17 protein-coding genes are annotated in these 22,639 nt (G+C 69.1%); 9 read left to right on the top strand and 8 right to left on the bottom strand.

Annotated elements, in window-relative coordinates; genetic code table 11:
• Positions 1-80 precede the first annotated feature (80 nt).
• Complete coding sequence (locus EHO50_RS03670; RefSeq protein WP_128428328.1) at positions 81-1,127, bottom strand: chitinase; 1,047 nt, start codon at positions 1,125-1,127, stop codon at positions 81-83.
• Between the two features lie 156 nt (positions 1,128-1,283).
• On the opposite strand from EHO50_RS03670, the gene EHO50_RS03665 reads away from it, so the two are divergent.
• Positions 1,284-2,294 (top strand): aldo/keto reductase, encoded by a 1,011-nt coding sequence (locus EHO50_RS03665; RefSeq protein WP_128428327.1) that lies wholly within the window; start codon positions 1,284-1,286, stop codon positions 2,292-2,294.
• Between the two features lie 25 nt (positions 2,295-2,319).
• A complete protein-coding gene (locus EHO50_RS03660; RefSeq protein ID WP_128428326.1) occupies positions 2,320-2,916 on the top strand; it encodes a TetR/AcrR family transcriptional regulator in 597 nt (198 codons plus the stop codon).
• A gap of 22 nt (positions 2,917-2,938) precedes the next feature.
• Here the strand turns inward: EHO50_RS03660 and EHO50_RS03655 are convergent, their stop codons facing one another.
• From EHO50_RS03655 to EHO50_RS03645, 3 genes are all read right to left on the bottom strand, one after another.
• Positions 2,939-3,562: a GNAT family N-acetyltransferase gene (locus tag EHO50_RS03655; RefSeq protein ID WP_128428325.1), complete on the bottom strand. Its 624-nt coding sequence runs from the start codon at positions 3,560-3,562 to the stop codon at positions 2,939-2,941.
• Positions 3,559-3,777, bottom strand: a complete 219-nt coding sequence (locus EHO50_RS03650; protein WP_128428324.1) for a hypothetical protein — start codon at positions 3,775-3,777, stop codon at positions 3,559-3,561. The genes EHO50_RS03655 and EHO50_RS03650 overlap by 4 nt, the downstream gene beginning before the upstream one ends.
• 169 nt (positions 3,778-3,946) lie before the next feature.
• Positions 3,947-5,374: an MFS transporter gene (locus EHO50_RS03645; protein WP_128428323.1), complete on the bottom strand. Its 1,428-nt coding sequence runs from the start codon at positions 5,372-5,374 to the stop codon at positions 3,947-3,949.
• Positions 5,375-5,475: 101 nt separating this feature from the next.
• Between EHO50_RS03645 and EHO50_RS03640 the strand changes: the two genes are divergently transcribed.
• Complete coding sequence (locus tag EHO50_RS03640) at positions 5,476-6,369, top strand: helix-turn-helix transcriptional regulator (RefSeq protein WP_164904737.1); 894 nt, start codon at positions 5,476-5,478, stop codon at positions 6,367-6,369.
• Between the two features lie 70 nt (positions 6,370-6,439).
• Positions 6,440-6,736: a hypothetical protein gene (locus EHO50_RS03635; RefSeq protein ID WP_128428322.1), complete on the top strand. Its 297-nt coding sequence runs from the start codon at positions 6,440-6,442 to the stop codon at positions 6,734-6,736.
• A 66-nt stretch (positions 6,737-6,802) separates the two neighbouring features.
• On the opposite strand, the gene EHO50_RS03630 is transcribed toward EHO50_RS03635, so the two are convergent.
• Complete coding sequence (locus tag EHO50_RS03630; protein ID WP_128428321.1) at positions 6,803-8,248, bottom strand: MFS transporter; 1,446 nt, start codon at positions 8,246-8,248, stop codon at positions 6,803-6,805.
• 70 nt (positions 8,249-8,318) lie between these two features.
• Between EHO50_RS03630 and dusB the strand changes: the two genes are divergently transcribed.
• Positions 8,319-9,467 (top strand): tRNA dihydrouridine synthase DusB, encoded by a 1,149-nt coding sequence (gene dusB, locus EHO50_RS03625; RefSeq protein WP_425472123.1) that lies wholly within the window; start codon positions 8,319-8,321, stop codon positions 9,465-9,467.
• A 287-nt stretch (positions 9,468-9,754) separates the two neighbouring features.
• Here the strand turns inward: dusB and EHO50_RS03620 are convergent, their stop codons facing one another.
• The 3 genes from EHO50_RS03620 to EHO50_RS03610 all read right to left on the bottom strand — a co-directional run bounded on the left by EHO50_RS03620 (position 9,755) and on the right by EHO50_RS03610 (position 15,111).
• A complete protein-coding gene (locus tag EHO50_RS03620; RefSeq protein ID WP_128428319.1) occupies positions 9,755-11,533 on the bottom strand; it encodes an alkaline phosphatase family protein in 1,779 nt (592 codons plus the stop codon).
• Between the two features lie 186 nt (positions 11,534-11,719).
• Entirely contained in the window at positions 11,720-13,657 is a 1,938-nt protein-coding gene (locus EHO50_RS03615; protein ID WP_128428318.1) for an amylo-alpha-1,6-glucosidase, read from the bottom strand.
• Entirely contained in the window at positions 13,654-15,111 is a 1,458-nt protein-coding gene (locus EHO50_RS03610) for an MGH1-like glycoside hydrolase domain-containing protein (RefSeq protein WP_128428317.1), read from the bottom strand. Before EHO50_RS03610 ends, EHO50_RS03615 begins: the two co-directional genes overlap by 4 nt.
• Positions 15,112-15,231: 120 nt before the next feature.
• On the opposite strand from EHO50_RS03610, the gene EHO50_RS03605 reads away from it, so the two are divergent.
• The 4 genes from EHO50_RS03605 to EHO50_RS03590 all read left to right on the top strand — a co-directional run bounded on the left by EHO50_RS03605 (position 15,232) and on the right by EHO50_RS03590 (position 22,629).
• Positions 15,232-16,461, top strand: a complete 1,230-nt coding sequence (locus EHO50_RS03605; RefSeq protein WP_181449544.1) for an ROK family protein — start codon at positions 15,232-15,234, stop codon at positions 16,459-16,461.
• Positions 16,462-16,892: 431 nt separating this feature from the next.
• Complete coding sequence (gene ppdK / locus EHO50_RS03600) at positions 16,893-19,613, top strand: pyruvate, phosphate dikinase (RefSeq protein ID WP_128428315.1); 2,721 nt, start codon at positions 16,893-16,895, stop codon at positions 19,611-19,613.
• 1,418 nt (positions 19,614-21,031) lie between these two features.
• Positions 21,032-21,250: a DUF6233 domain-containing protein gene (locus tag EHO50_RS45770; RefSeq protein WP_342786894.1), complete on the top strand. Its 219-nt coding sequence runs from the start codon at positions 21,032-21,034 to the stop codon at positions 21,248-21,250.
• 464 nt (positions 21,251-21,714) lie between these two features.
• Positions 21,715-22,629 carry a ComEC/Rec2 family competence protein gene (locus EHO50_RS03590; protein WP_128428314.1) on the top strand — a complete coding sequence of 305 codons (915 nt, stop codon included), beginning with the start codon at positions 21,715-21,717 and terminating at the stop codon, positions 22,627-22,629.
• Positions 22,630-22,639 lie beyond the last annotated feature (10 nt).

Raw genomic sequence — 22,639 nt, 5'->3', positions numbered from 1 at the left:
CGACCAGGTGGAGGCGTCGGAGTCGAAGTCCGGCGCGAGGCGGTTGCGTACGAGGTTGTTGACCATCAAGCCGCCGTCGCTCAACGTCCTTGCAGGGACTTCACGTTGTCGCCGAACGTCCAGTTCTTCGAGCCGTCCCAGTTGATCGACCAGGTCATCAGGCCCTTGAGCGAGGTGCCGTAGTGCCGCCAGGCCTGGGCGACGAGGGACGGTGACATGTGGCCGCCGCCCGCGCCCGGCTGCGCGGGCAGGCCCGGTACCTGCTTGTCGTAGGGCACCTTGACGGTCGTACCCTGCACGACCAGGCCCTTGTTGAGGCAGTCGGTCTGGGCGACGAAGCCCTCGACGGTGCCGGCGGAGTAGGAGTCGCCGGAGCAGCCGTACATGCTGCCGTTGTAGTACTGCATGTTCAGCCACCACAGGCGGCCGTTGTCGGCGTACTTCTTGATGACAGGGAGATAGGCGCCCCAGATCGAGCCGTAGACCACGCTGCCGCCGGTGACGTAGGCCGTCTCCGGAGCCATCGTCAGGCCGAAGCCGGCCGGCATCTGGCCGAGTACGCCGTCGATGATGCGGATCAAGTTGGCCTGGGACGTGGAGAGTTGGTTGATGTTGCCGCTGCCGACCAGGCCCGTCTCGATGTCTATGTCGATGCCGTCGAAGTTGTACTTCTTCAGGATCGGGACGATCGTCGCGACGAACCGGTCCGCGACGGCGGTCGAGCTGAGGTCGATGCCGGCCGCCGCGCCGCCGATCGACAGCAGGATCGTCCGGCCCGACGCCTTCGCCGCGCACATCTCCGCGGGCGTGGCCACCTTCACGCCCGCGTCCATGCCGTCCTCCCAGAGCGCGGTGCCGTCGGAGCGGATCACCGGGAACGCCGCGTTGATCACGTTGTAGCCGTGCGCGGCGATACGGGAGTCGGTGATCGGGGTCCAGCCGAAGGGCGGGTGGACGCCATTGGCGGCGCCGTCCCAGTTCTCCCAGTAACCCTGGAGGACCTTGCCGGACGGCTTCGACTTCACGGCACAGGTGTCGGCGGCGGAGGCCGTGGGGGCGGCGGGGAGCTGGGTGAGACAGGCGGTCGTCAGTGCGGTGGCGAGCAGGCGCAGGGCGCGGCGGAGCATGGGGGCCTCCCGGTGGGGTGCGGTGAGGTGTCGTAGGCATGACAGTGCTCGTGGTCCAGACCTCTCGTCAATAGGTCTGGACCATTCTTAGGCGCTCTGGCAAGTATGGAATGACAGATATTGAAATCTGTCAGCTGTCATGTGAGAGTGGGGGGCATGACGATGCACACGCGCACACTCGGAACCACCGGCCCCCAGGTCTCCGCCCTCGGCCTCGGCTGCATGGGCATGTCCGGCATGTACGGCGAGACGGACCGCGCCGAGTCCGTCGCCACCATTCACGCCGCCCTGGAAGCCGGCGTGACCTTGCTCGACACCGGCGACTTCTACGGCATGGGCCACAACGAACTGCTGATCAACGAGGCCCTGCGCACCGCCCCGGCCGCCTTGCGCGAGAACGCGCTGCTCAGCGTCAAGTTCGGCGCCCAGCGCGGCCCTGGCGGCGAGTGGTACGGCTTCGACGGGAGCCCGGCCGCCGTGAAGACCTTCGCCGCCTACTCCCTCCAGCGCCTCGGCGTCGACCACATCGACGTCTACCGCCCCGCCCGGCTCGACCCGGACGTGCCGATCGAGGAGACCGTCGGCGCGATCGCGGAACTGGTCGAGAAGGGGTACGTCCGCCACATCGGGCTCAGCGAGGTCGGCGCGGACACCATCCGCCGGGCCGCCGCCACCGCCCCGATCGCCGACCTCCAGATCGAGTACGCGCTCATCTCCCGCGGCCCCGAGCGGGAGATCCTGCCCACCCTGCGCGAGCTGGGCATCGCCGTCACCGCGTACGGCGTGCTCTCCCGCGGGCTGATCTCGGGCCATGTCGCGCCCGGCCAGGAGTACGCGGCGAACGACTTCCGTGCCCACTCGCCCCGTTTCCAGGGCGACAACCTCCAGCACAACCTCACGCTCGTCGAGTCCCTGCGCAAGATCGCCGAGCAGAAGGGCGTCTCCGTCGCCCAGATCGCCATCGCCTGGGTGCTGTCCCGCGGCGAGGACATCGTGCCGCTGGTCGGCGCCCGCACCCGTGAGCGGCTCGGGGAGGCACTGGGCGCTCTGGACGTGACCCTGGACGCGGCCGACCTCGCCACCGTCGAGGCCGCCGTACCGGCGGACGCGGCGGCCGGCGAGCGGTACGCCCCCGCGCAGATGGCCATGCTCGACAGCGAACGCTGATCGCGGTGCCGGGTACCGTCTAGGCATGCCTCCGACCAGCGAAACCCTGACCGCCGAGCGCATCCTCGCCACCACCGAGGAGGTGCTGCGCCGCCACGGCCCGGCCAAGGCCACCGTGGTCGACGTGGCCCGCGCGCTCGGCGTCAGCCATGGCAGCGTCTACCGGCACTTCCGCACGAAGGCGGAGCTGCGGGGGGCGGTGACGAAGAGGTGGCTCGACCGTATGTTCGAGTCCCTCTCCGGGGTCGTCGACGCCGAGGACCTCGACCCGGAGGCACGGCTGCGCGCCTGGTTCGAGGGCCTGTTCGCCGCCAAGCGCCGCAAGGCGGGCGACGACCCCGAGCTGTTCGCCACCTTCTCGGTGTTGGCGGCCGAGAGCGGCGGGGTGGTCGGTGAGCACATCGCCGACCTGACCGGCCAGCTGACCCGGATCGTCCAGGCGGGCGTCGACGCGGGCAGCTTCACGGCCGCCGACCCCGCGACCACCGCCCGTGCTCTCTTCCATGCCACGGCCCGCTTCCACGACCCCGGTTACGCCCGGGAGTGGGAACGGCCCGGCGTGGAGGGGGAGTTGGAGGCGGTCGTGGACCTGCTGGTGCGCGGGCTGCGGGTCCGCGGCTGAGTCGTCGCCGTCGCCGTCGCCCTTACAGGGTGTCGAGCTCCTTCGTCGTGCGTCCGAGGTAGGTGACCGGGCCGGGGTCGGGTACGGCGATCTCGTGGAAGCCGAGGCGGTCGTAGAAGGCTCTGGCGGGGGTGTTGGCCGTGACCATGGACAGGTGGACGGCCGGGACTCCCCTGTCCTGGAGGGCCTGCAACAAGGTGCGCATCAAGGTGCGGCCGTGGCCCTGGCCCTGCCAGTCGGGGAGCAGGTCTATGTGCAGGTGGGCCGGGTAGGCGGCGACCTCCGGGACGAGCATGCGCTCCGGGTGGTGCAGGAGCCCGATGATCACCTCGTCCGGTGTGCTGGGCGGCCCGGAAGGCTCAAGGTAGCGGTTGCCCACCGACGGGAGCCACTTGGTGCGGAAGTCCTCCACGAAGCGGGCTGTGTCCGCGGCACCGACGACGTAGCCCACCGCCCGGCCCGCTCCGTCGTCCAGGACGAACGCGAGGTCCGGTTTGAGGACGACGTACGGGAGCGCGAAGGTCGTCGGGAAGATGCCAGGGTCCTTGTAGTGCGGTCGGCTGTCGCCGCCCTCGTGGGCCGTGCGGACGCAGATGTCCTCCAGGGCCTCACGGTCCTCGGGCCGGTACCGACGGATCCGCGTCATCGGCCGGTTCCGGCCTCCGTCGGGTCCACCGTCGCCTGGTGCGCCTCCGCCAGATGTTCCTCCGCCTTCAGCCAGGGCAGGAACTGCGCGCCCTGGCGCCAACCGCAGGTGTCACATCTGATCGTGCGTTGCGCGCCCTTGCGCTGTACCCGTACGACGTGCTCCCGTCCGTGGTGGTCCCAGCGGCTCACCTTGCTCGTGTTGATCTCCAGCATGACGCCTCCAGCGTCCGAGGACATCGAGTCCGCGTGCGCGGCGGCCCTGAGCGGCCGCGCGCAGCAAGGAGTGTGCAGCAAGACCAACATCAACGGGGACTCTTCCCCGGCGAGTTGACCAACCTGTGGCCACACCCTCACAAGTCGGTCAGGTGGCCCCGCAAGTCCGTCAGCCGATCGTGCGCGGCAGACGCAGGCTGAGCAGCCCCGTCAGCGCCACTCCGGCCAGCTGGACCAGGAGGGTTGTGACCAGGGCGTCCCGCATGCCCATCGTGGGGATCAGGGAGAGGAACAGCGTGCCCAGCGTCGCCACACCCAGGGCCAGCGACGACTGCTGGGTCGTGATCATCACCCCGCTGCCCACGCCCGCCCGTGCCGTCGGCACCTCGGAGAGGACGATGCGGAAGACGACGGGGAGTTGGAGGGCCTGGCCCGCGCCGGCGATCGCCGCCCCGGGGAGCAGTTCGACCAGGCCGAGGCCGGGCCAGGAGCGCCAGGCGGCCAGGGCCATCAGGGCCACGCCCACCGCCTGGATCGCCGCACCGGCGGTCACGACCCGGGTACCGTAGCGGGCCACCAGCCGCGGACCGGCCAGCGAGACGAAGAAGAACACCACCGCCATGGGGGCCAGCGCCAACCCCGCCGCGACCGGCCCCCGGCCCGCGCCCTGCTGCAACGCCACCGCGATCACGAACATGAATCCGCTGAACCCGATCGAGAACGGCACGATCATCACCAGGCCGCGCCGCAGAGAGGTGAGCTCGAACAGGCTCGGCGGCACCAGCGGCGTACGGCCCTGACGGTCCGCCCTGCGCTCCACCGCGTAGAACGCCCCCGCCACGAACGGGAACGCCGCCAGCGACAGCCACGTCCACAGCGGCCAGCCCGCCGCCCGGCCCTCGGTGAGCGGGGCCAGGAGCGTCAGGAGGGAGACGGCGAGCAGGACCGTGCCGGGTCCGTCGACCGGCTCGGGATGCTGGGAGCGGGTCTCCGGGACGGCCCGGGCGGCCAGGAAGAGGCCGACGAGGACGACGGGCACGTTCACCAGGAACACCGAGCGCCAGCCGGTGCCGGCAATGTCCGCCGCGACCAGGACTCCGCCGAGGATCTGCCCGGCCACCATGGACAGCCCTGCCGTCGCGCCGTACAGCCCCATGGCCTTCGCCCGGCGCTGACCGCTGGTCGCCGCCTGAATGGTGGCCAGCACCTGCGGCAGCATCGCCGCCGACGCCGCGCCCTGCGCGACCCGCGCCACGACGAGGGTCCACGCGCTGGGCGCGAGGCCGCACGCCAGCGAGGTCAGCCCGAACGCCGCCATACCGCCCAGGAAGAGCCGACGCCGCCCGAACAGGTCACCGAGCCGCCCGCCGAGGACGAGGAGGACGGCGTACGCCAACCCGTAGCCGGCGACGACGAGTTCGAGCGTGGTCTCGCTCGCCGCGAGGTCGTGGCCGATGGTGGGCAGGGCGACGTTGACGATGAAGAAGTCGATGAGGGGGAGTGCCGCGGCGAGCAGCACGGTGAAGAGGCCGAGGGCGCCGAGCGTGGGTGGTGCCGCGGTCGTCCGGGCCTTGTGCGCAGTGATGGTTTCGGTCACGGTTATGAGACTGCGGCGGTTCGGAGAGTGGTACCAGAGTGTTCTTATCCTGGTAGAAGAACCACCTGGAAACAGGGTCCGGGCGGGGGCAGGCTGGAGGCATGACGACCATGGCCCAGGAGACGGTCACCGCAGCGCCGCGCGCCCAAGCCGCGTCGGAGATCCGGCGCCACGAACTCGCCGCCTTCCTGCGCCACCGCCGCGAGCACATCGCCCCCGAGCAGGTCGGCCTGCCCCGCGGCCGCCGACGCCGCACACCGGGCCTGCGCCGCGAGGAGGTCGCCCAGCTCGCCGCGGTCGGGGTCACCTGGTACACGTGGCTCGAGCAGGCCAGGGACATCCAGGTCTCCGTCCAGGTCCTCGACGCCCTCGCCCGCACGCTGATGCTCGACCCCAGCGAGCGTTCCCATCTCTTCCAGCTGGCCGGCGCGGTCGATCCGACACCGGCGACGACCTGCCCTTCGGTGACGCCCGCGATGCGTGCCGTCCTGGAGCAACTGGAGCCGTACCCGGCCTGCTTGCAGAACAGCCGGTACGACATCCTCGCCTACAACCGCACCTACGGGCTGCTGCTGTGCGACCTGGACGCGGTGCCGCCGGAGGACCGCAACTGCATGGTCCTTTCGTACACGCACGACGAGTGGCGTTCGTCGATCGTGCACCTGGAGGAGACCCAGCGCCTGATGGCCGCCCGCCTCCGCGCCGCCATGGCCGGTCACCTTGCCGAGCCTGCCTGGAAGATGCTCCTCAAGCGCCTGCGTGCGGAGTCCCCCGAGTTCTGCGAGGCGTGGGACCGCCATGAGGTGGTGGCTCACCGCAGCAAGCGCAAGGAGTTCCTCAACCGGCATGTGGGGCGCGTCGTGGTCGACCACACGGATCTGTGGCTGAGCCCGGAGGTGGGGCCGCGGATGGTGACGTATGTCCCGGCGGACGAGGAGTCGAAGGAGAAGCTGAGGCGACTTCACGAAACCGCGCTGGCGAGGGAGATGGCCTGATCCGACGGACCCGACGGACCCGGAGATGCACTGTGGCCGGGATGTCAGTGGCGGGCGATAGCTTGGGCGCATGTCTATATCTGTTGGCCTCAGTCTCGACGTCTCCGGTCTGCAGCCGGGCGAGGAGACGGCGCGTGTCGCCCAGGCGCTGACCGAGTTCGTCATCAAGCACGATCTTGAGAGCGATGTGACGGTGGGAGTGGAGGGGCCGGGGCAGGTCTCCGCCTGGAGCGAGTACCCGATCATCGTGACCCGCTTCGGCGCGTGGGCCGACAAGATCGAGCAGGCGTCTCATGACACTGTGCGTGCCGTTGCTCCCGCCGCGCAGGTCGACCTCCGGTGGAGTTTCGAGGACGAGGACGACTAGGGAGCCAGGGCGACCAGGGACGAGGACGGCTGGGGCAGGGCGACCTGGGGCATTGCCGACCAGGCCCTACGCGCTGACTCTCGGCGCGTCGCGCACCTCGGCCGACTCCAGCCGCTCGGACGTCCGCTCAGCCGTCCGTCGTGCCCACGCCCCGCTGGTCACCAGCCCCACGACCAGCACCGCCAACCCGCACGCGGCGACGATCCACCACGCCGGGCGGGCGGCGGCGACGAACGCGGTCCGGTACGACGACGCCCCCACGCCCGAGGCCAGCACCGCGCCGACGACCGCCACGCCCAGGGTCTGCCCCAGTTGGCGGCTGGTGGAGGCGACGGCGGCGGCGACGCCGGCCTGGGCGCGGGGCATGCCGGAGACCGCCGTGTTGGTGATCGGGGCGTTGACGAAGCCGAAGCCGAGGCCGAAGAGGGCGTAACCGAGGACCAGGGTGACGTTGTGGGTCTCCGCCTCAACGGCCGCGAACAGCGTGCCGGAAGCCGTCATCGAGACCCCCGCGATCAGCAACGGCAGTCGAGGCCCGCGGTTGCCGACCACCCGTCCCGCGACCGGCGCGCAGACGAAGCACAGGGCGGCCATCGGCAGCATCCACAGTCCGGCGTGCAGCGCGTCCAGCCCGCGTACGTTCTGCAGATACAGCGTCGACAGGAAGAGGAAGCCGCCGAGTGCCGCGAACGCGCTGACGGCGACCACTGTGGCCCCACTGAACGGCGCCGAATGGAAGAACCGCAGGTCGATGAGGGGCTCGGCGCGGCGGGGCTCGTAGGCGAGGAGGGCGATGAGGGCGGCCAGGGCGATGCCGCCGAAGAGGAGGAGCTCGGCGGCCGGTGCGGTGGGCGCCTCGATGATCGCGTACGTCAGCGAGCCGAACAGGGCGATGACCAGGACCTGACCTACGGGGTCGGGGCGGCGTGGCTTCGCGGCGCGGGACTCGGGGACGTGGCGGAGGGTCAGGAGGAGGGCGGCGAGGCCGACCGGCAGGTTGATCCAGAAGATCGACCGCCAGCCGACCGACTCCACCAGCAGCCCGCCGACCAGCGGCCCCGCCGCCATGGAGATGCCGACCACCGCGCCCCACACCCCGATCGCCCGAGCCCGCTCACGCGGGTCCGTGAAGGTGTTGGTGATGATCGACATCGCGACCGGGTTGAGCATCGAGCCGCCCACCGCCTGCACCATCCGGAACGCGATCAGGGCGTCGAGGTTGGGTGCGAGGGAGCACAGGGCCGAGCCGATGGTGAAGACGACCAGGCCCGCCATGAAGACGCGCTTGCGGCCGATACGGTCCGCGGTGGAGCCGGCCAGCATCAGCAGCGAGGCGAGGACGAGGGTGTACGCGTCGATGGTCCACTGCAGGCCCGACGTGCTCGCGTCGAGGTCGCGCTGGAGGGCGGGCAGGGCGACGTTGAGCACCGTGTTGTCGAGGCTCACGATCAGCAGGCTCATGCAGCAGATCGCGAGGACCAGCAGGCGGCGGCGAGGGCTGAGCTCCGGCATCCTTGAATAGTACGCCTAACTAATGAATTTCGCCGCCGTCCGTCCGGTACGTGAGAATGGGGGAATGCCCATGACCGCCTCGCCCGTCGCCGCTCCCCTGGAGATCGGCCCGCACACCGTCCAGCCGCCCGTCGTCCTGGCCCCGATGGCCGGGATCACCAACGCGCCCTTCCGCACGCTGTGCCGTGAGTTCAGTGGCGGCAAGGGGCTGTTCGTCAGCGAGATGATCACAACGCGGGCGCTGGTCGAGCGCAACGAGAAGACCATGCAGCTGATCCACTTCGACGCGACCGAGAAGCCGCGCTCGATCCAGCTGTACGGGGTCGACCCGGCCACCGTCGGCAAGGCCGTCCGCATGATCGCGGAGGAGGGGCTGGCCGATCACATCGACCTGAACTTCGGGTGTCCGGTGCCGAAGGTGACCCGGAAGGGTGGGGGGTCCGCGCTGCCGTTCAAGCGGAATCTGCTGCGCGCGATTCTGCGGGAGGCGGTCAGCGGGGCGGGTGACCTGCCGGTCACGATGAAGATGCGCAAGGGCATCGACGACGATCACATCACCTACCTCGACGCGGGTCGGATCGCCGTCGAGGAGGGTGTCACGGCCATCGCGCTGCACGGCCGTACCGCCGCCCAGCACTACGGCGGCACGGCCGACTGGGACGCCATCGCGCGGCTGAAGGAGCATGTGCCGGAGATCCCCGTGCTCGGCAACGGTGACATCTGGTCGGCCGAGGACGCGGTGCGGATGGTGCGGGAGACCGGGTGCGACGGGGTGGTCGTCGGGCGGGGGTGCCTGGGGCGGCCGTGGCTGTTCTCGGACCTCGTGGCTGCTTTCGAGGGGCGGCATGCCGACATCGCGCGGCCTGCGCTGCGTGAAGTCGCCGACGTCATGGTCCGGCATGCCGCGCTGCTCGGTGAGTGGATCGGGGACGAGGCGCGTGGCGTCATCGACTTCCGTAAGCATGTCGCCTGGTATCTGAAGGGCTTCGCGGTCGGCTCGGAGATGCGGAAGCGGCTGGCGATCACGTCGTCGCTGGAGGAACTCCGTTCCGGCCTCGATGAGTTGGACCTCGACCAGCCGTGGCCCGTCGGGGCGGACGGGCCGCGTGGCCGTACGTCCGGCAACAACCGGGTGGTGCTGCCGGACGGGTGGCTGAAGGATCCGTACGACTGTGCGGGTGTGAGTGAGGATGCGGAGCTGGATACGTCCGGGGGCTGAGTGGGGGTGCCACAGGGGGTTTTCGCCCCCGCCGCCCCTACCCTTCCCGTCCTTGAAGGGGCTCCGCCCCTTCGACCCCGCCAGGGGGCTCTGCCCCCTGGACCCCCGCTCCTCAAACGCCGGAGGGGCTGAGTTTCTGGGGCTTCACCTCTCAGCGCCGGCCAGCATCATCCAGCCTGTCCGGCGTTTGAGGACGAGGCCCCTTCAGGGCCGAAGCGGGGGTCTGGGGGCGGTAGCCCCCAGGGACGGGAAGGGTAGGGGCGGCGGGGGCGAGGGCCTGCTGGGGGCTAGCTCGACGGGCTGGGTGTTGAGCCGTATGCCGTCAGGAAGCGGTCCCGGAATGCGCTCATTTTCCAGACGGGGGCCTTGGGGGCAGGCCGGAGGCCGTCCGTCCAGTTCCACGCGGCGATCTTGTCCAGCATCTTCGGGTCCTTGGCGACGATCGAGATCGGCACGTCGCGGCTGGCCTTGGTGCCGCTCACGCGGGACATGGGCTGGTGGTCGCCCAGGAAGACGAGGACCGTGTCGTCCGTGCCGTAGCGCTCCAGCCATTGGGTCAGGCTGGTGACGGAGTACGAGATCGACTTGCCGTACTCCTGCTTGGAACGGGTGGAGTCGGAGATGATGTCCGACGGCTTCGTGCCGGACTTCTGGATGGGCTTGAAGAGCGAGCCGTCGCCCAGGGCGTCCCAGTCGACCATCTTCGGGATCGGTGCCCAGGGCTGGTGGCTGGAGGTCAGGATGATCTCCGCCATCAGCGGCTTGTCGCGCTTTTTGCTGTGGACCTGGCGCTGGAAGGCTTCGAGGGCGTACTGGTCCGGCATGGTCGACCAGCTGAACTTCGGGCCTTTGTAGCCGAGTTGGAAGGCGTTGTAGACCTTGTCGAGGCCGTAGTACTTCTGTTCCGGCCAGGCTTTTTGTACGCCGGGCATGACGCCGACCGTGTCCCAGTCGCCGGTCTTCTGGAAGGCCTTGGTGAGGCTGAGGTGGTCGCTGGCCATGACGGTGCGGTAGCGCTGCTGGTTGTCGATCCACAGGCCGGAGAGGGTGGTGGAGTGGCCCAGCCAGCTGCTGCCGCCGTACGTCGCCGACGTCAGCCAGCCGCTTTTCGCGTGGTAACCGGCCTCGGCGAGGGCCCTGGTGCTGGTGTCGAGGGTGCTCGTGACGCCTGGGGCGATCTGCGGGTCCTCCAGTGCGCTGCGGCCGTAGCTCTCGATGAAGGTGAACAGGACGTCCTTGCCGCGCAGATCCGGTACCAGCTGGGCGGGTGGTGTGTTGCCGAACGTGTCGGACTTCGCGTCCCTCGCGAAGGCCGCCTCGTCGCGGAGGGTGTCCATCGCCCGGTGTGCGTGGACCTTGATGACGCCGGCGGTGTGGTCCGCGGCGATCGGTACGCCGGCGATCTGGAGGCCGAACGCCGTGCAGGTGATCCAGACGGTGCCGGCTATCAGGGCGCCCTTGGACGCGGGTGTCTTGTAGCGGGCCAGGAGGTTGGCGATGCGGACGGTGGCCAGGGCCACCAGGGCGATCAGGGCGAGGACGAGGAGGATGACGCCGATCGTGAGGAGGGTGGTGGTCGTACCGCCCAGGGAGTCCTTCAGGTACGACTGGGCGTCGTCGAGGAGTTCCCAGTCCAGGACGATGTTGAAGTGCCGGCCCAGGAATTCGTTGTAGCCCATGTCGAGGACGTTCAGGGCGGTCAGGGCGCCCAGGGCGGCGCCGGATGTCGCCGCGACGATCACCCGGGGGCGGCGGGGGAGGCTGAGCAGTACGGCGGCGCCGATGATGGCCTCCGCGGGGAGGCGGGTGAACTCCCTGGCCTTGAGGTTGCCGAGGGTGTTCGGCAGCTGCAGGCAGACGTAGATGAGGACGGCGGCGAGGGCGGTGAGGGTCCAGCGGAGGTTGCGGGTGGCGATGGGGTGTCCGGTGCGCCAAGCGCGGAGGCGGGCGAGGAGCGCGGGGCGGGTGGTGGGCGGTGTCTCCGTGGAGTCCTCGCTCACGGGTGTCTCGTCGGCCAAGTCGTCGTTCTTGCCGGGCTGTTGACGTAGACGTGTGAAGACAGGCACCCGAAGGTCCTTCCGTGCGAGGCCCCTGGTGGAGTGGTGTTGGCGGGCCTCGCTGGGGAGGCTGGGGGCCCGCCGTCCATCCGTACGGCCGGCCCTCAGCCCGTGTTCAGCCCCACCGCCCCAGCGCTCGGCAAACGCTCGGCAAACGCCAGGCCAACTGCCCCACAGCTCCCCTCAGCCGCCCCGCTACGCGCCCCCCACCGCGGTCAGCAGCGCCAACGGGGCCGCCGCCGAACGGGATTCGCGTACGCACGCGTGCGGGTACGGCACCGGTTCCGTGTGTGTGTCGCGGCCGTACCCGGCGAGGACCTCCGGCAGGCGGTGGCCGGTTGTCGTCGCCGCGTCGACCAGGGCGTGGGCCACCGTGCGGGCCTCGTCGTGCAGGCCGTAGCGGGCCAGGCCCAGGGTGATCAGGGCGTTGTCGTGCGGCCAGACCGAGCCCCGGTGGTAGGAGAGGGGGTGGTAGGCCGGTTGGCCGGAGGCCAGGGTGCGTACGCCCCAGCCCGAGAAGAAGTCGGGTTCGAGGAGGCGACGGCCCACCAGTTCGCCGTACTCCTTGTCCAGCAGGCCGGACCAGAGCAGATGCCCCGCGTCCGAGGCGAGGGCGTCCACCTGGCGGCCCTCGCCGTCCAGCGCCAGGGCGGGGAACGAGTGCTCCGGCATCCAGAAGTCCTGTTGGAAGCGGTCGCGGAGGTCGGCCGCCGCCTGTTCCAGGAGCGCCGCGTAGGTCTCGTCCCGCCACACCGTGCGGGACAGCCATGCCGTGCGGCGCAGGGCGTCGTACGCGTAGCCCTGGGCGCCCGCCGCCATCACCGGCCCGGCGGGGCGGGTACCGTCGGCCGAGCAGATGGCGCCGGGGGAGTCCTTCCAGTTCTGGTTGGCGAGGCCGCCCTGGTCGGCGCGGTAGACCAGGTAGCCGCGGGAGGTGAGGCCGCCGTGGTCCAGCATCCAGGCGATCGCCGCGCGGGCGTGGGGTTCGAGGCGGCGGGCCAGGGCCGTGTCGGCCGTGTGCTCGACGTATGCGCCCAGCAGGATCAGGAACAGGGGCGTGGCGTCCACCGAGCCGTAGTAACGGCCGTACGGCACCTGCCCGAAGTGCGCCAGCTCGCCGTGCCGTACCTCGTGCACGATCTTGCCGGGCTGGGAGACCGCGTCGATGCCGGTCTCCGTCGCCTGGGTCGCGGCCAGCGCGGGGAGGGTGGCTGCGGCCAGTTGGGGGCGGTAGGGGAGGGCGAAGAGGGAGGTGAGGAGGGCGTCTCGGCCCAGGAGGGTCAGGAACCAGGGGGCTCCGGCCGCCGGGACGCGCAGTTCCTCGCCGTCGGGGCCCGTGGCCGGGACCTGGAGCGAGGCCAGGTCGGCGAGGCCGCGGGCGCAGGCGGCGGCCAGCTCGGGCCAGCCGGTGGGGAAGGCCACGCCCTCCACGAACTCGCCCTCCAGGGAGAGGAGTTGGTCGGACAGGGCGGCAGGGGAGCGGGGTACGCGCAGGGGGCGTTTGTCGCCGTGCGGGCGTGCCATCACCCGGAGGGTCAGCTCGGCCGTGGCGTACGGGTCGAGCTCCAGGGTCCAGACCAGGCGGCGGGCCCCGGTTCCCGTCTCCTCGACGGCGTCGGGGGCGGGGTCGGCCGTCACGGTCGTGATCGAGCGCCATTCACCTCGCTGGTACGTGAACTCCACACCGTGGTCGAGGACTTGGCGCGAGCGGGTGGCGCCGGTCTTGGCGTACGTGCGGTGGTCGGAGCGCAGCTCGAACTGGTCGGTGAAGTCGGCGTCCGCGGTGACCGCCAGACGGATCGTCGTCGGCACCGGGCGGTTGCTGGTCACACGCAGGGACTCGATGAACGAGCCGTCCCCGACCGCCTGTTCACGGAAGAGGGTGTGGGCGGGAGGCTCGTTGCGGCCGCCCCGTGGGACCAGGACACAGCGGGTGGTGTCGCCGTCGGCCACCGGGGTGAGCGCCTCGGGCACCGCCCCGTCGACGGTGAGCTGCCAGCGGCTCAGGTGCCGGGCGTCGCGTACGAATAACCCGTCCGGGGAGCCGACGCCCCGCACGCCGCTGATGTCCCCGCCGTCGCCCACGGCGGCGAACGTCCCCCCGTACACGAGCAGATGATGCCGGTCCGTCATCCCCGGTCCCCTCCCTTGAGCTCATTGACTGCGAATTTCGTGGTGTCGTGCGGGTCCCGCGCGGGTGCGTCCCAGGGGGGCTCGTCCCGTGCGGGCTCGTCGTGCAGCAGGTCGAGCGCGAGCGCGGCCGTCCAGCCGAAGCCGGTGGCACCGCAGGCCTCGCCGGTGTACGGGTCGACGTACTCGGCGAAGTCGGAGCCGGCCGCGAGGTCCAGCACCGCCGTGCGCAGGGCGTCGGCCCGCTCCCGCTCGCCGTGTGTGCGCAGCCCCCGCTCCAGCAGCCAGTTCGTGTTGAACCAGGCCGGGCCCCGCCAGTAGCGGTGCGGGTCGAAGGCTTCGCCGAGGAGGTCGTACGACGGGGCGAGGCGGGTCGTGTCGCCGAGGCCGAAGTGCGGGCCGTGTGCCGTGCGGACCAGGGTGGCGGCGATGTCGGGCGGGAGGGTGGGCAGGAGGAGGGGGATGAGGCCGGAGACGCTGCGTTCCGGGATCAGCCCTGCGCCCCGCACGTCACGGCAGAAGAACATCCCCTCCGCCGGGTCCCACATCCGCTCGATCAGCGCCGCCGTCAGCCGCTCGGCGCGCGCGTGCCGGGCCGTGCCCGTCGCGCCCAGCTCCCGGGCGATCTCGGCCAGCGCGTGCTCGGAAGCGATGAGCAGGGCGTTGAACGCCGGGTCCTCGACCGCGAAGTCACCGCAACCGTCGGCGTACCCGCCGTCCCGGTACTCCGTCGCCAGCCGCACATACCGCCCGTAGTCCAGATCCGTCGGCCGGTCCTCGGCCGCCCCGTGGTCGAGGTCGGCGCGCCGGAAGGAGCGGGCCGGGGCCGGGCTGATGCGGGCGAGCGGGGCGTCCCAGCAGGGGCTGTTGTCCATACCCTGTTCCCAGGGGTGTACGACGGACGCGAGGCCGCCCCCGCCCAGGTCCCGCCGGTGCAGCAGATAGCGGTGCCAGGCGGCCAGGCGGGGATACATCCGGGTGAGGAAGCCGCGCGCCCGGGACAGCCCCGGGTCGGCGCGGTGCACCAGCCAGGCCGCCAGCGCGTGCACCGGTGGCTGCACGATGCCGGAGGTCTGTACGGTGCGCGGGGCGCCCGCAGCGCGCCCCGCGGTCGAGGAGCGCCAGAAGTCGGGGCTCGGGAAGTAGGCGTCGAGCGGTACGGAGGGGTTGAAGACGATGTGCGGGATACGCCCGTCACCCCACTGGGCGTCGAGCAGCGTCTCCAGCTCCGTCTGCGCCCGCAGCGGTGACAGGTGCCGCAGGCCGATCGCGATGAACGCCGAGTCCCAGGACCACTGGTGCGGATACAGGCCGCGCGAGGGGACCGTCGAGGTGCCGGTCCAGTTGGCCTCCAGTACCCGGGCGGCCCTGATGTGCAGCGAATCCGCCACGGGGGGCGGATCGTATGCAATGTCACGCTCGGCGCGACGGGCTGTGAGCTGGGCAGTGCGATCCACTCGGGGCTCCCCGAAAGACGTCCGGCCGACCGGTTCGGTCGTGGCTACCGTAGGGTTACGTCTATTTAACACGCAAAACTCAATATGTAATGCAGGGTTGAGAAACACAAGGGGGTGCGCATGACTGGGCGGCCGGGACGTACGGGCACGACGACGAAGAGCGGCGGTCAGGCCGGCGCGGGGGATCTGCTCGAACTCGTGCGCAGTGGGCGTGCCACCACGCGCGGCGCCCTCCAGCAGGCAACCGGCCTCTCCCGTGCCACGGTCGGCCAGCGCCTCGACCGTCTCTTCCGCGCGGGCTGGCTGCGGGAAGGCGCCGGTGGTCCCGTGGGCTCCCCGCTGGGCGGACGACCCTCCATCACCCTGGAGTTCGACGACGAGCACGCGGTCGTCCTCGCCGCCGACCTGGACACCCGGCACGCGCGCGCCGCCGTGCTGTCCCTGACCGGCGAGATCCTCGCCGAGCACGGCGGCACACTGGTCATCGAGGACGGGCCGGACGCGGTGCTGGGCGAGCTCGGGCGCTGGTTCGCCGAGCTGCTGGAGAAGGCGGGGCGCCGGGCCGACGAGGTGGGCGGCATCGGGCTCGCGGTGCCGGGGCCGGTGGACAGCGAGACCGGCCGGGTCGTCCAGCCGCCGATCATGCCGGGCTGGGACGGCTACGACATACGGGGCCGCCTGGCCAGAGCCTTCGGCGAGCACACGGGGGCCGGGCCGGTACCGGTCCTCGTCGACAACGACGCCAACCTCATGGCGTATGGCGAACAGCGCACCGGATACCCGGGCTGCTCGGCGTTCGTGCTGGTCAAGGTATCGACCGGGATCGGTGCGGGGGTCGTGGTGGACGGCTCGGTGTATCGCGGCATCGACGGCGGCGCGGGCGACCTCGGGCACATCCGGGTGGGCGCCGACGCGCTGTGCCGGTGTGGTTCGTACGGCTGTCTGGCCGCCGTCGCCAGTGGTGGTGCCGTGGCCCGGCGGCTGGCCGAGACCGGGGTTCCCGCGGCGTCGGGCTCAGATGTGCGGGACTTGCTGGCGGCCGGGCATCCGGGGGCGGCCGCGCTGGCACGGGAGGCCGGGCGGCAGGTCGGGGACGTGCTGGCGACCGTCGTGACGCTGCTCAACCCCGGGGTGCTGATGATCGCCGGGGATCTGGCCGGGACGCCCTTCCTCACCGGCGTACGGGAGTTGCTGTACCAGCGGGCGCTGCCGCGCTCCACCGCTCATCTGGACGTCGTGACCTCGCGGCTGGGGGAGCGGGCCGGGCTGGTGGGGGCCGGGGCGCTGGTCGTGGAGCATCTGTACGCGCCCGAGAGGGTGGAGGAACGGCTGGTCGCGCTGGGTGTGTGAGGGCCGTTCGCACCGGCTGTGTGACGGGCACGTTTCCGTCCCGGACGCACGTCCGCATGGTGAAATCCCGTCGGCTGTGGCAGCGTGATTCTCGCCACCCTTGATAAGGGTTGCGCTCAGATGAGCGGATCTTGAGAGGCTGCACTTCTCCAAGGGGTGGCACTCGGTGCCACCCCTTGATCGTTCATCGATCGAAATCAGACGTGCGGTATGGCCGCTCATCTGAGCGGAAACCCGCACCCGTGGGCGCGCTTGCGTTCAAGAAGTGAAAACATCCGCCCGTTACGGCTTGCCAAGCTTTGACTTTCGATCCACTGGCGGACGGGTGGTTACAGGCGCATGACGCGTGAGTAGACATACCCAGGCGCCTTCGATCTGGGTATGTTCCTCGCCGTCAGGGCAGCCACCGCGTCCTCGAGGGAGTCGAGACCGTGTCGGAAAACAAAGAACCCCACGTAGCGAAGTTCGTTTACGACTTCACCGAGGGAAACAAGGACCTCAAGGACCTCCTGGGTGGCAAGGGCGCGAACCTCGCCGAGATGACCAACCTGGGACTCCCCGTTCCCCCCGGCTTCACGATCACGACGGAAGCCTGCAAGGTCTACCTCGACAGTGGCGAGGAGCCCGCGGCACTGCGTGACGAGGTGAGTGCGCACCTCGACGCCCTCGAGACGAAGATGGGCAAGAAGCTCGGCCAGGCCGACAACCCTCTGCTGGTCTCGGTCCGTTCCGGCGCCAAGTTCTCGATGCCCGGAATGATGGACACGGTCCTGAACATCGGGCTCTCCGACAAGTCCGTGCAGGGCCTCGCCAAGCAGGCCGGCGACGACCGCTTCGCGTGGGACTCCTACCGCCGCCTCATCCAGATGTTCGGCAAGACCGTCCTCGGCGTCGACGGCGAGCTGTTCGAGGACGCCCTCGACAAGGCCAAGGAGGCCAAGAAGGTCACGGTCGACACCGACCTCGAGGCCGCCGACCTGAAGAAGCTGGTCACCGCCTTCAAGAAGATCGTCAAGAAGGAGGCCGGCCGGGACTTCCCGCAGGACCCGCGCGAGCAGATGGACCTCGCCATCAAGGCGGTCTTCGACTCCTGGAACGGCGACCGCGCCAAGCTGTACCGCCGCCAGGAGCGCATCCCGGGCGACCTCGGCACGGCCGTCAACATCTGTTCCATGGTCTTCGGCAACCTCGGCCCGGACTCCGGCACCGGCGTCGCCTTCACCCGTGACCCCGCCTCCGGCCACCAGGGCGTGTACGGCGACTACCTCCAGAACGCCCAGGGCGAGGACGTGGTGGCGGGCATCCGCAACACCGTCCCGCTGGCGGAGCTGGAGACGATCGACAAGAAGTCGTACGACCAGCTGATGCAGATCATGGAGACGCTGGAGAACCACTACAAGGACCTCTGCGACATCGAGTTCACCATCGAGCGCGGTCAGCTGTGGATGCTCCAGACCCGCGTCGGCAAGCGCACGGCGGGCGCCGCCTTCCGGATCGCGACCCAGCTGGTGGACCAGGGCCTGATCGACGAGGCGGAGGCGCTCCAGCGCGTCAACGGCGCCCAGCTCGCCCAGCTGATGTTCCCCCGCTTCGACGAGCACGCGAAGGTCGAGCAGGTCGGCCGGGGCATCGCGGCGTCGCCGGGTGCGGCGGTCGGCAAGGCGGTCTTCGACTCGTACACCGCCGTGAAGTGGTCGCGTTCCGGTGAGAAGGTCATCCTGGTCCGCCGGGAGACCAACCCCGACGACCTGGACGGCATGATCGCCGCCGAGGGCATCCTGACGTCGCGTGGCGGCAAGACCTCGCACGCCGCTGTGGTCGCGCGCGGCATGGGCAAGACCTGTGTGTGCGGCGCCGAGGAGCTGGAGGTCGACACCAAGCGGCGCCGGATGACCGTGCCCGGCGGGCATGTGGTGGAGGAGGGGGACCTCATCTCCATCGACGGCTCCAGCGGCAAGGTGTACCTCGGCGAGGTGCCCGTCGTCCCGTCCCCCGTCGTGGAGTACTTCGAGGGCCGGATGCACGCGGGCGCCAACGACGCCGACGAGCTGGTCGAGGCCGTGCACCGGATCATGGCGTTCGCCGACCGCAAGCGGCGCCTGCGGGTGCGCGCCAACGCGGACAACGCCGAGGACGCGCTGCGCGCCCGTCGCTTCGGCGCCCAGGGCATCGGGCTGTGCCGTACCGAGCACATGTTCCTCGGCGACCGCCGTGAGCTGGTCGAGCGCCTGATCCTGGCCGACACGGAGGCCGAGCGCGAGGAGTCCCTCAAGGAGCTGCTCCCGCTGCAGAAGCAGGACTTCGTGGAGCTGTTCTCGGCGATGGACGGCCTGCCGGTGACGATCCGTCTCCTCGACCCGCCGCTGCACGAGTTCCTCCCCGACATCACCGAGCTGTCGGTCCGTGTCGCCCTGGCGGAGTCCCGTCAGGAGCCGCACGAGAACGAGCTGCGGCTGCTCCAGGCCGTGCACCGGCTGCACGAGCAGAACCCGATGCTGGGCCTGCGAGGCGTGCGCCTGGGCCTCGTCATCCCCGGCCTGTTCACGATGCAGGTCCGCGCGATCGCCGAGGCCGCCGCCGAGCGCAAGAACGCCAAGGGCGACCCGCGCGCCGAGATCATGATCCCGCTCGTCGGCACGGTCCAGGAGCTGGAGATCGTCCGCGAGGAGGCCGACCAGGTCGTCGCGGAGGTCGAGGCGGCGACGGGCGTGCAGCTGAAGCTGTCGATCGGCACGATGATCGAGCTGCCGCGCGCTGCCCTCACGGCCGGTCAGATCGCCGAGGCGGCGGAGTTCTTCTCCTTCGGCACGAACGACCTCACCCAGACGGTGTGGGGCTTCAGCCGGGACGACGTGGAGGCCTCGTTCTTCACGGCGTACCTGGAGAAGGGCATCTTCGGTGTCTCCCCGTTCGAGACGATCGACAAGGACGGCGTCGGCTCCCTCGTGAAGCTGGCCGCGGAGGCGGGCCGCAAGACCCGTCCCGACCTCAAGCTCGGCGTCTGCGGTGAGCACGGCGGCGACCCGGAGTCGGTCCACTTCTTCCACGAGGTCGGCCTGGACTACGTCTCCTGCTCGCCGTTCCGGATCCCGGTGGCGCGGCTGGAGGCGGGGCGCGCGGCCTCGCAGTCGGAGGGCAGCGACCACCGCTGACCTCCCTCTGACTCCGGAGCCGTCGTCCGTCCCCGACCCTCAGTACCGATGGGCGGCGGTTCCGGTGCACCAAGAAGGGCGGCACCCTGTGCGGGGGTGCCGCCCTTTCATGCATCATCTGCGGAGGCTGTCAAGCTACGTCGCTGACCAGGCTAAATGGCGTTTGCTGGCGTTGGTTGCCGTTGAGCACGCGTGAAGTCGTTGTGCCCTCGTTGTGCCCTCCGCATGCTGCTGGGGCATGGCACAGAAAGTCACCGTCGCATCGTCTCGATGGCACGGGCTCATGCTTCGCCATTAGTGGACAACAGTGTTCTGTGCCACCGAACCTTGCGCCATCAGGCTTTGATCGAGTTGGCCCGGAGGGCATGCCCCACGAACTTGATCACCTACCAGTGCGCGAGGAACGAAGACGGCGCCACCATCTCCGCTGGACGAAAACCGTGCCAGGCGGCGCAGCATCGACGCGCTCTTCAAGCCACCGATGAGTCGTCGGATTCCAGGTGACGACCAGCCATGGGCCGTTCGAGCTGTCCGCAACAGGCGGAGGATCCACTTCCGGGGGTGGCAAGCGCAAGGTTTCTGCGGGAACTCGCAGTACAACTCTCCTTTGACGGTCTCCTAGCACGATGTCCTCGTCGCCCACGGCAGGGTCCCCAGCGCGCCGTCCTAGCAGTCGACGCACCGCAGCATAGGCGTCCTCGCCGGCCTTGGTACTGATCGCCTGCACAAACGGGACAAGTGCACCCCCGAGAATTGCCCCTAGCACCAGTTCGATGGAGCCGCCCCCGGCCGCCGCCGAACGGGTAACCAGTATCAATGTTGCACCGTCTGGCACACCCTGCTCACTGAGCGGGACACCGAGTTGAAGCCTCCTGACCGACCCATCCTCTTCACGCAGGTCGATGGGCGTGCTGGGCCGGATGAGGCTCGGCCCGCCATTCACCTTCGCTAGGACGGCCTCCCCAACTTCCTCAGCCGTAGCGCTGTGTGGCACCTCCGCGCATTCGTAAGACACCCCCAGGGGGGTGGACACCAACAACCGCCGGTAAGCCCCATCCGCCATGGTTCGCGATGGTCCCACTGTCAACGTGGATGCACCAGCTCTCCCCTTGGCTCGGACATCTACAGATCAGCAACCTTCGGTGACAATGATCAATCTCTGTCGGCACAGGACAAACTGTCGCGGTCGATCATGAGGGCCGAGGCAGGCCTAGTGTCGAACGTGCGAACGAGTTGCGATCGGGTCTCCTGCGCCTCCGCGCGATCCTGACGCACCTGGACAAGGAGATCGCGGAAAACGAGGCAGTGGCGATCTACCTCCGTCTCCAGCGCGACGCCGCCATGCCGCGCTCGCCAGAGCGGAAGCTCCACGCCCACGGCGGCCGCGCCTTCCCCAGGGGGGCGCCGGCCTCGGCCCTGTGGCGCAGCTCGTGCCCCGACCTCAGTTCGTCGTCCAGCAGAAGCGCACGCCCCAAGGGCCCGAGCCAGCCATCATCCACGTCGGCGACTGCACGTTGATCGAGGGCGCACCCCCATCGGATCAGCGAGCACGACGCGCGTGTCTCGCTCACGGACCCGAACGTCAAGCCCTGCACCTTCTGCCACCAGACAGTGAACTGGGCATCGACGTAGCCTGACCAACCTCGACGCACCCGGTGACCTTCGACGGCCCAGAGACGGCCAGTCTCATGCGGCACGGCAGATTTACGGCGGGTTCCCCACCCTGTATGTGACCTGCGAGCTTGCTTGAAGGACCTGCTGCCGGGGGCCTGGGGGACGGAGCGCCCAGCGGGGGCACTTCCTTGAGACGACCTTCGCGGCCCTGCCGCGGAGACCACAGCCACGTTGAGCCACCGCTTCCACCGCACGATGCGGGGAAAGTTGTGCAAAGAACTCCCCAACGTCGTAACCATGACTCAATATGTACTGAGATCGAAGGCCGCAGCCCCCCACCGGTCGGCCTTCGACATGCTCAGTCTGGTTTCAGATCAAAATCGGCAGTGATCGCAAAACCCGGGGGGGCTCTGTGCCGCTAGTTTTTCATTTCCTAAACGTAGGCCACGGCGACTGCACGTTCATCGAGTTGCCCAGCGGACGCCTCATGATGGTAGACATCAACAACAGCAAGTCGCTACCCGAAAGCGATGTTGAGGCTCTCGCTGAAGACAAGGGGCTCTCGACATACGCATTTAAACATTTCGCTTCTCTAGGAACCCGTTCATGGGAACAGCATTATCAGTCACTCTTGGTAGACCCATACGACTACTATAAAGAGAATTTCCCTGGCAGGTCCGTATTCCGCTATGTGCAGACCCACCCCGACATGGACCACATGAGTGGCCTTCATAGGTTCTTCTGGCAAGAACGCGTAAATATCGTCAACTTCTGGGATACGGCTCATACTAAAGAACTGACTGAGGATAGTTTCGACCACGGAAAATATGCATACATAGATTGGGCGGTATATAGCTGCCTACGGCTTGGCGTAGGCCCAGATAAGCCAAACGGCGACCCGCAAGAACATAAAGTTATCAAAGCGGAGCGGGGTGACAGTGCATCCTATTGGGATGAGGATGGAATTTCGGTACTGTCTCCGACTCCGGAGTTGATCTCTGCATGCAATGAACGCGAGGAGTACAACGACTGCTCGTACGTTCTGAAGTTTGATCACGCTGGCAGAAGCGTCATCCTTCCAGGTGATGCCGAGAAAGCGACATGGAACTCCATTCTGGCACGTTACACCAAGGAGGATTTGCTGTGTGATGTGTTGAAGGCTTCCCACCACGGACGGATGAGCGGATATCACGAGGAGGCAGTCAGCGCCATGGGCCCTGACACCGTTATCTGTTCAGTAGGGAAGAAGCCCTCAACAGATGCATCGGATGAGTACGCGCGGGTGGCGAATCGAGTGCTATCGACTCGCTACAACGGCTCAATCAAGGTTAAGATTTGGGACGACGGGGATATTTGGATCTCCGATCATTCCGGAAATCGCATTGCGACGATTGAAGTGTGAGGCATAAAGA

It is taken from the genome of Streptomyces cyaneus (genome assembly GCF_004028635.1).
Taxonomy (GTDB): Bacteria; Actinomycetota; Actinomycetes; order Streptomycetales; family Streptomycetaceae; genus Streptomyces; species Streptomyces cyaneus.
Note: the sequence above shows the minus strand (reverse complement) of the source record. Positions and strands in the feature narration are given on the sequence as shown.

What these genes read in the sequence shown, in the direction of transcription:
- EHO50_RS03590 (WP_128428314.1), top strand. Translation starts at nt 21,715, where the DNA reads ATGATGGTAGACATCAACAACAGCAAGTCGCTACCCGAAAGCGATGTT.
- EHO50_RS03630 (WP_128428321.1), bottom strand. Translation starts at nt 8,248, where the DNA reads ATGCCGGAGCTCAGCCCTCGCCGCCGCCTGCTGGTCCTCGCGATCTGC.
- EHO50_RS03635 (WP_128428322.1), top strand. Translation starts at nt 6,440, where the DNA reads ATGTCTATATCTGTTGGCCTCAGTCTCGACGTCTCCGGTCTGCAGCCG.
- EHO50_RS03670 (WP_128428328.1), bottom strand. Translation starts at nt 1,127, where the DNA reads ATGCTCCGCCGCGCCCTGCGCCTGCTCGCCACCGCACTGACGACCGCC.
- EHO50_RS03605 (WP_181449544.1), top strand. Translation starts at nt 15,232, where the DNA reads ATGACTGGGCGGCCGGGACGTACGGGCACGACGACGAAGAGCGGCGGT.
- EHO50_RS03655 (WP_128428325.1), bottom strand. Translation starts at nt 3,562, where the DNA reads ATGACGCGGATCCGTCGGTACCGGCCCGAGGACCGTGAGGCCCTGGAG.
- EHO50_RS03650 (WP_128428324.1), bottom strand. Translation starts at nt 3,777, where the DNA reads ATGCTGGAGATCAACACGAGCAAGGTGAGCCGCTGGGACCACCACGGA.
- EHO50_RS03660 (WP_128428326.1), top strand. Translation starts at nt 2,320, where the DNA reads ATGCCTCCGACCAGCGAAACCCTGACCGCCGAGCGCATCCTCGCCACC.
- dusB (WP_425472123.1), top strand. Translation starts at nt 8,319, where the DNA reads ATGACCGCCTCGCCCGTCGCCGCTCCCCTGGAGATCGGCCCGCACACC.
- EHO50_RS03615 (WP_128428318.1), bottom strand. Translation starts at nt 13,657, where the DNA reads ATGACGGACCGGCATCATCTGCTCGTGTACGGGGGGACGTTCGCCGCC.
- EHO50_RS03640 (WP_164904737.1), top strand. Translation starts at nt 5,476, where the DNA reads ATGACGACCATGGCCCAGGAGACGGTCACCGCAGCGCCGCGCGCCCAA.
- EHO50_RS03665 (WP_128428327.1), top strand. Translation starts at nt 1,284, where the DNA reads ATGACGATGCACACGCGCACACTCGGAACCACCGGCCCCCAGGTCTCC.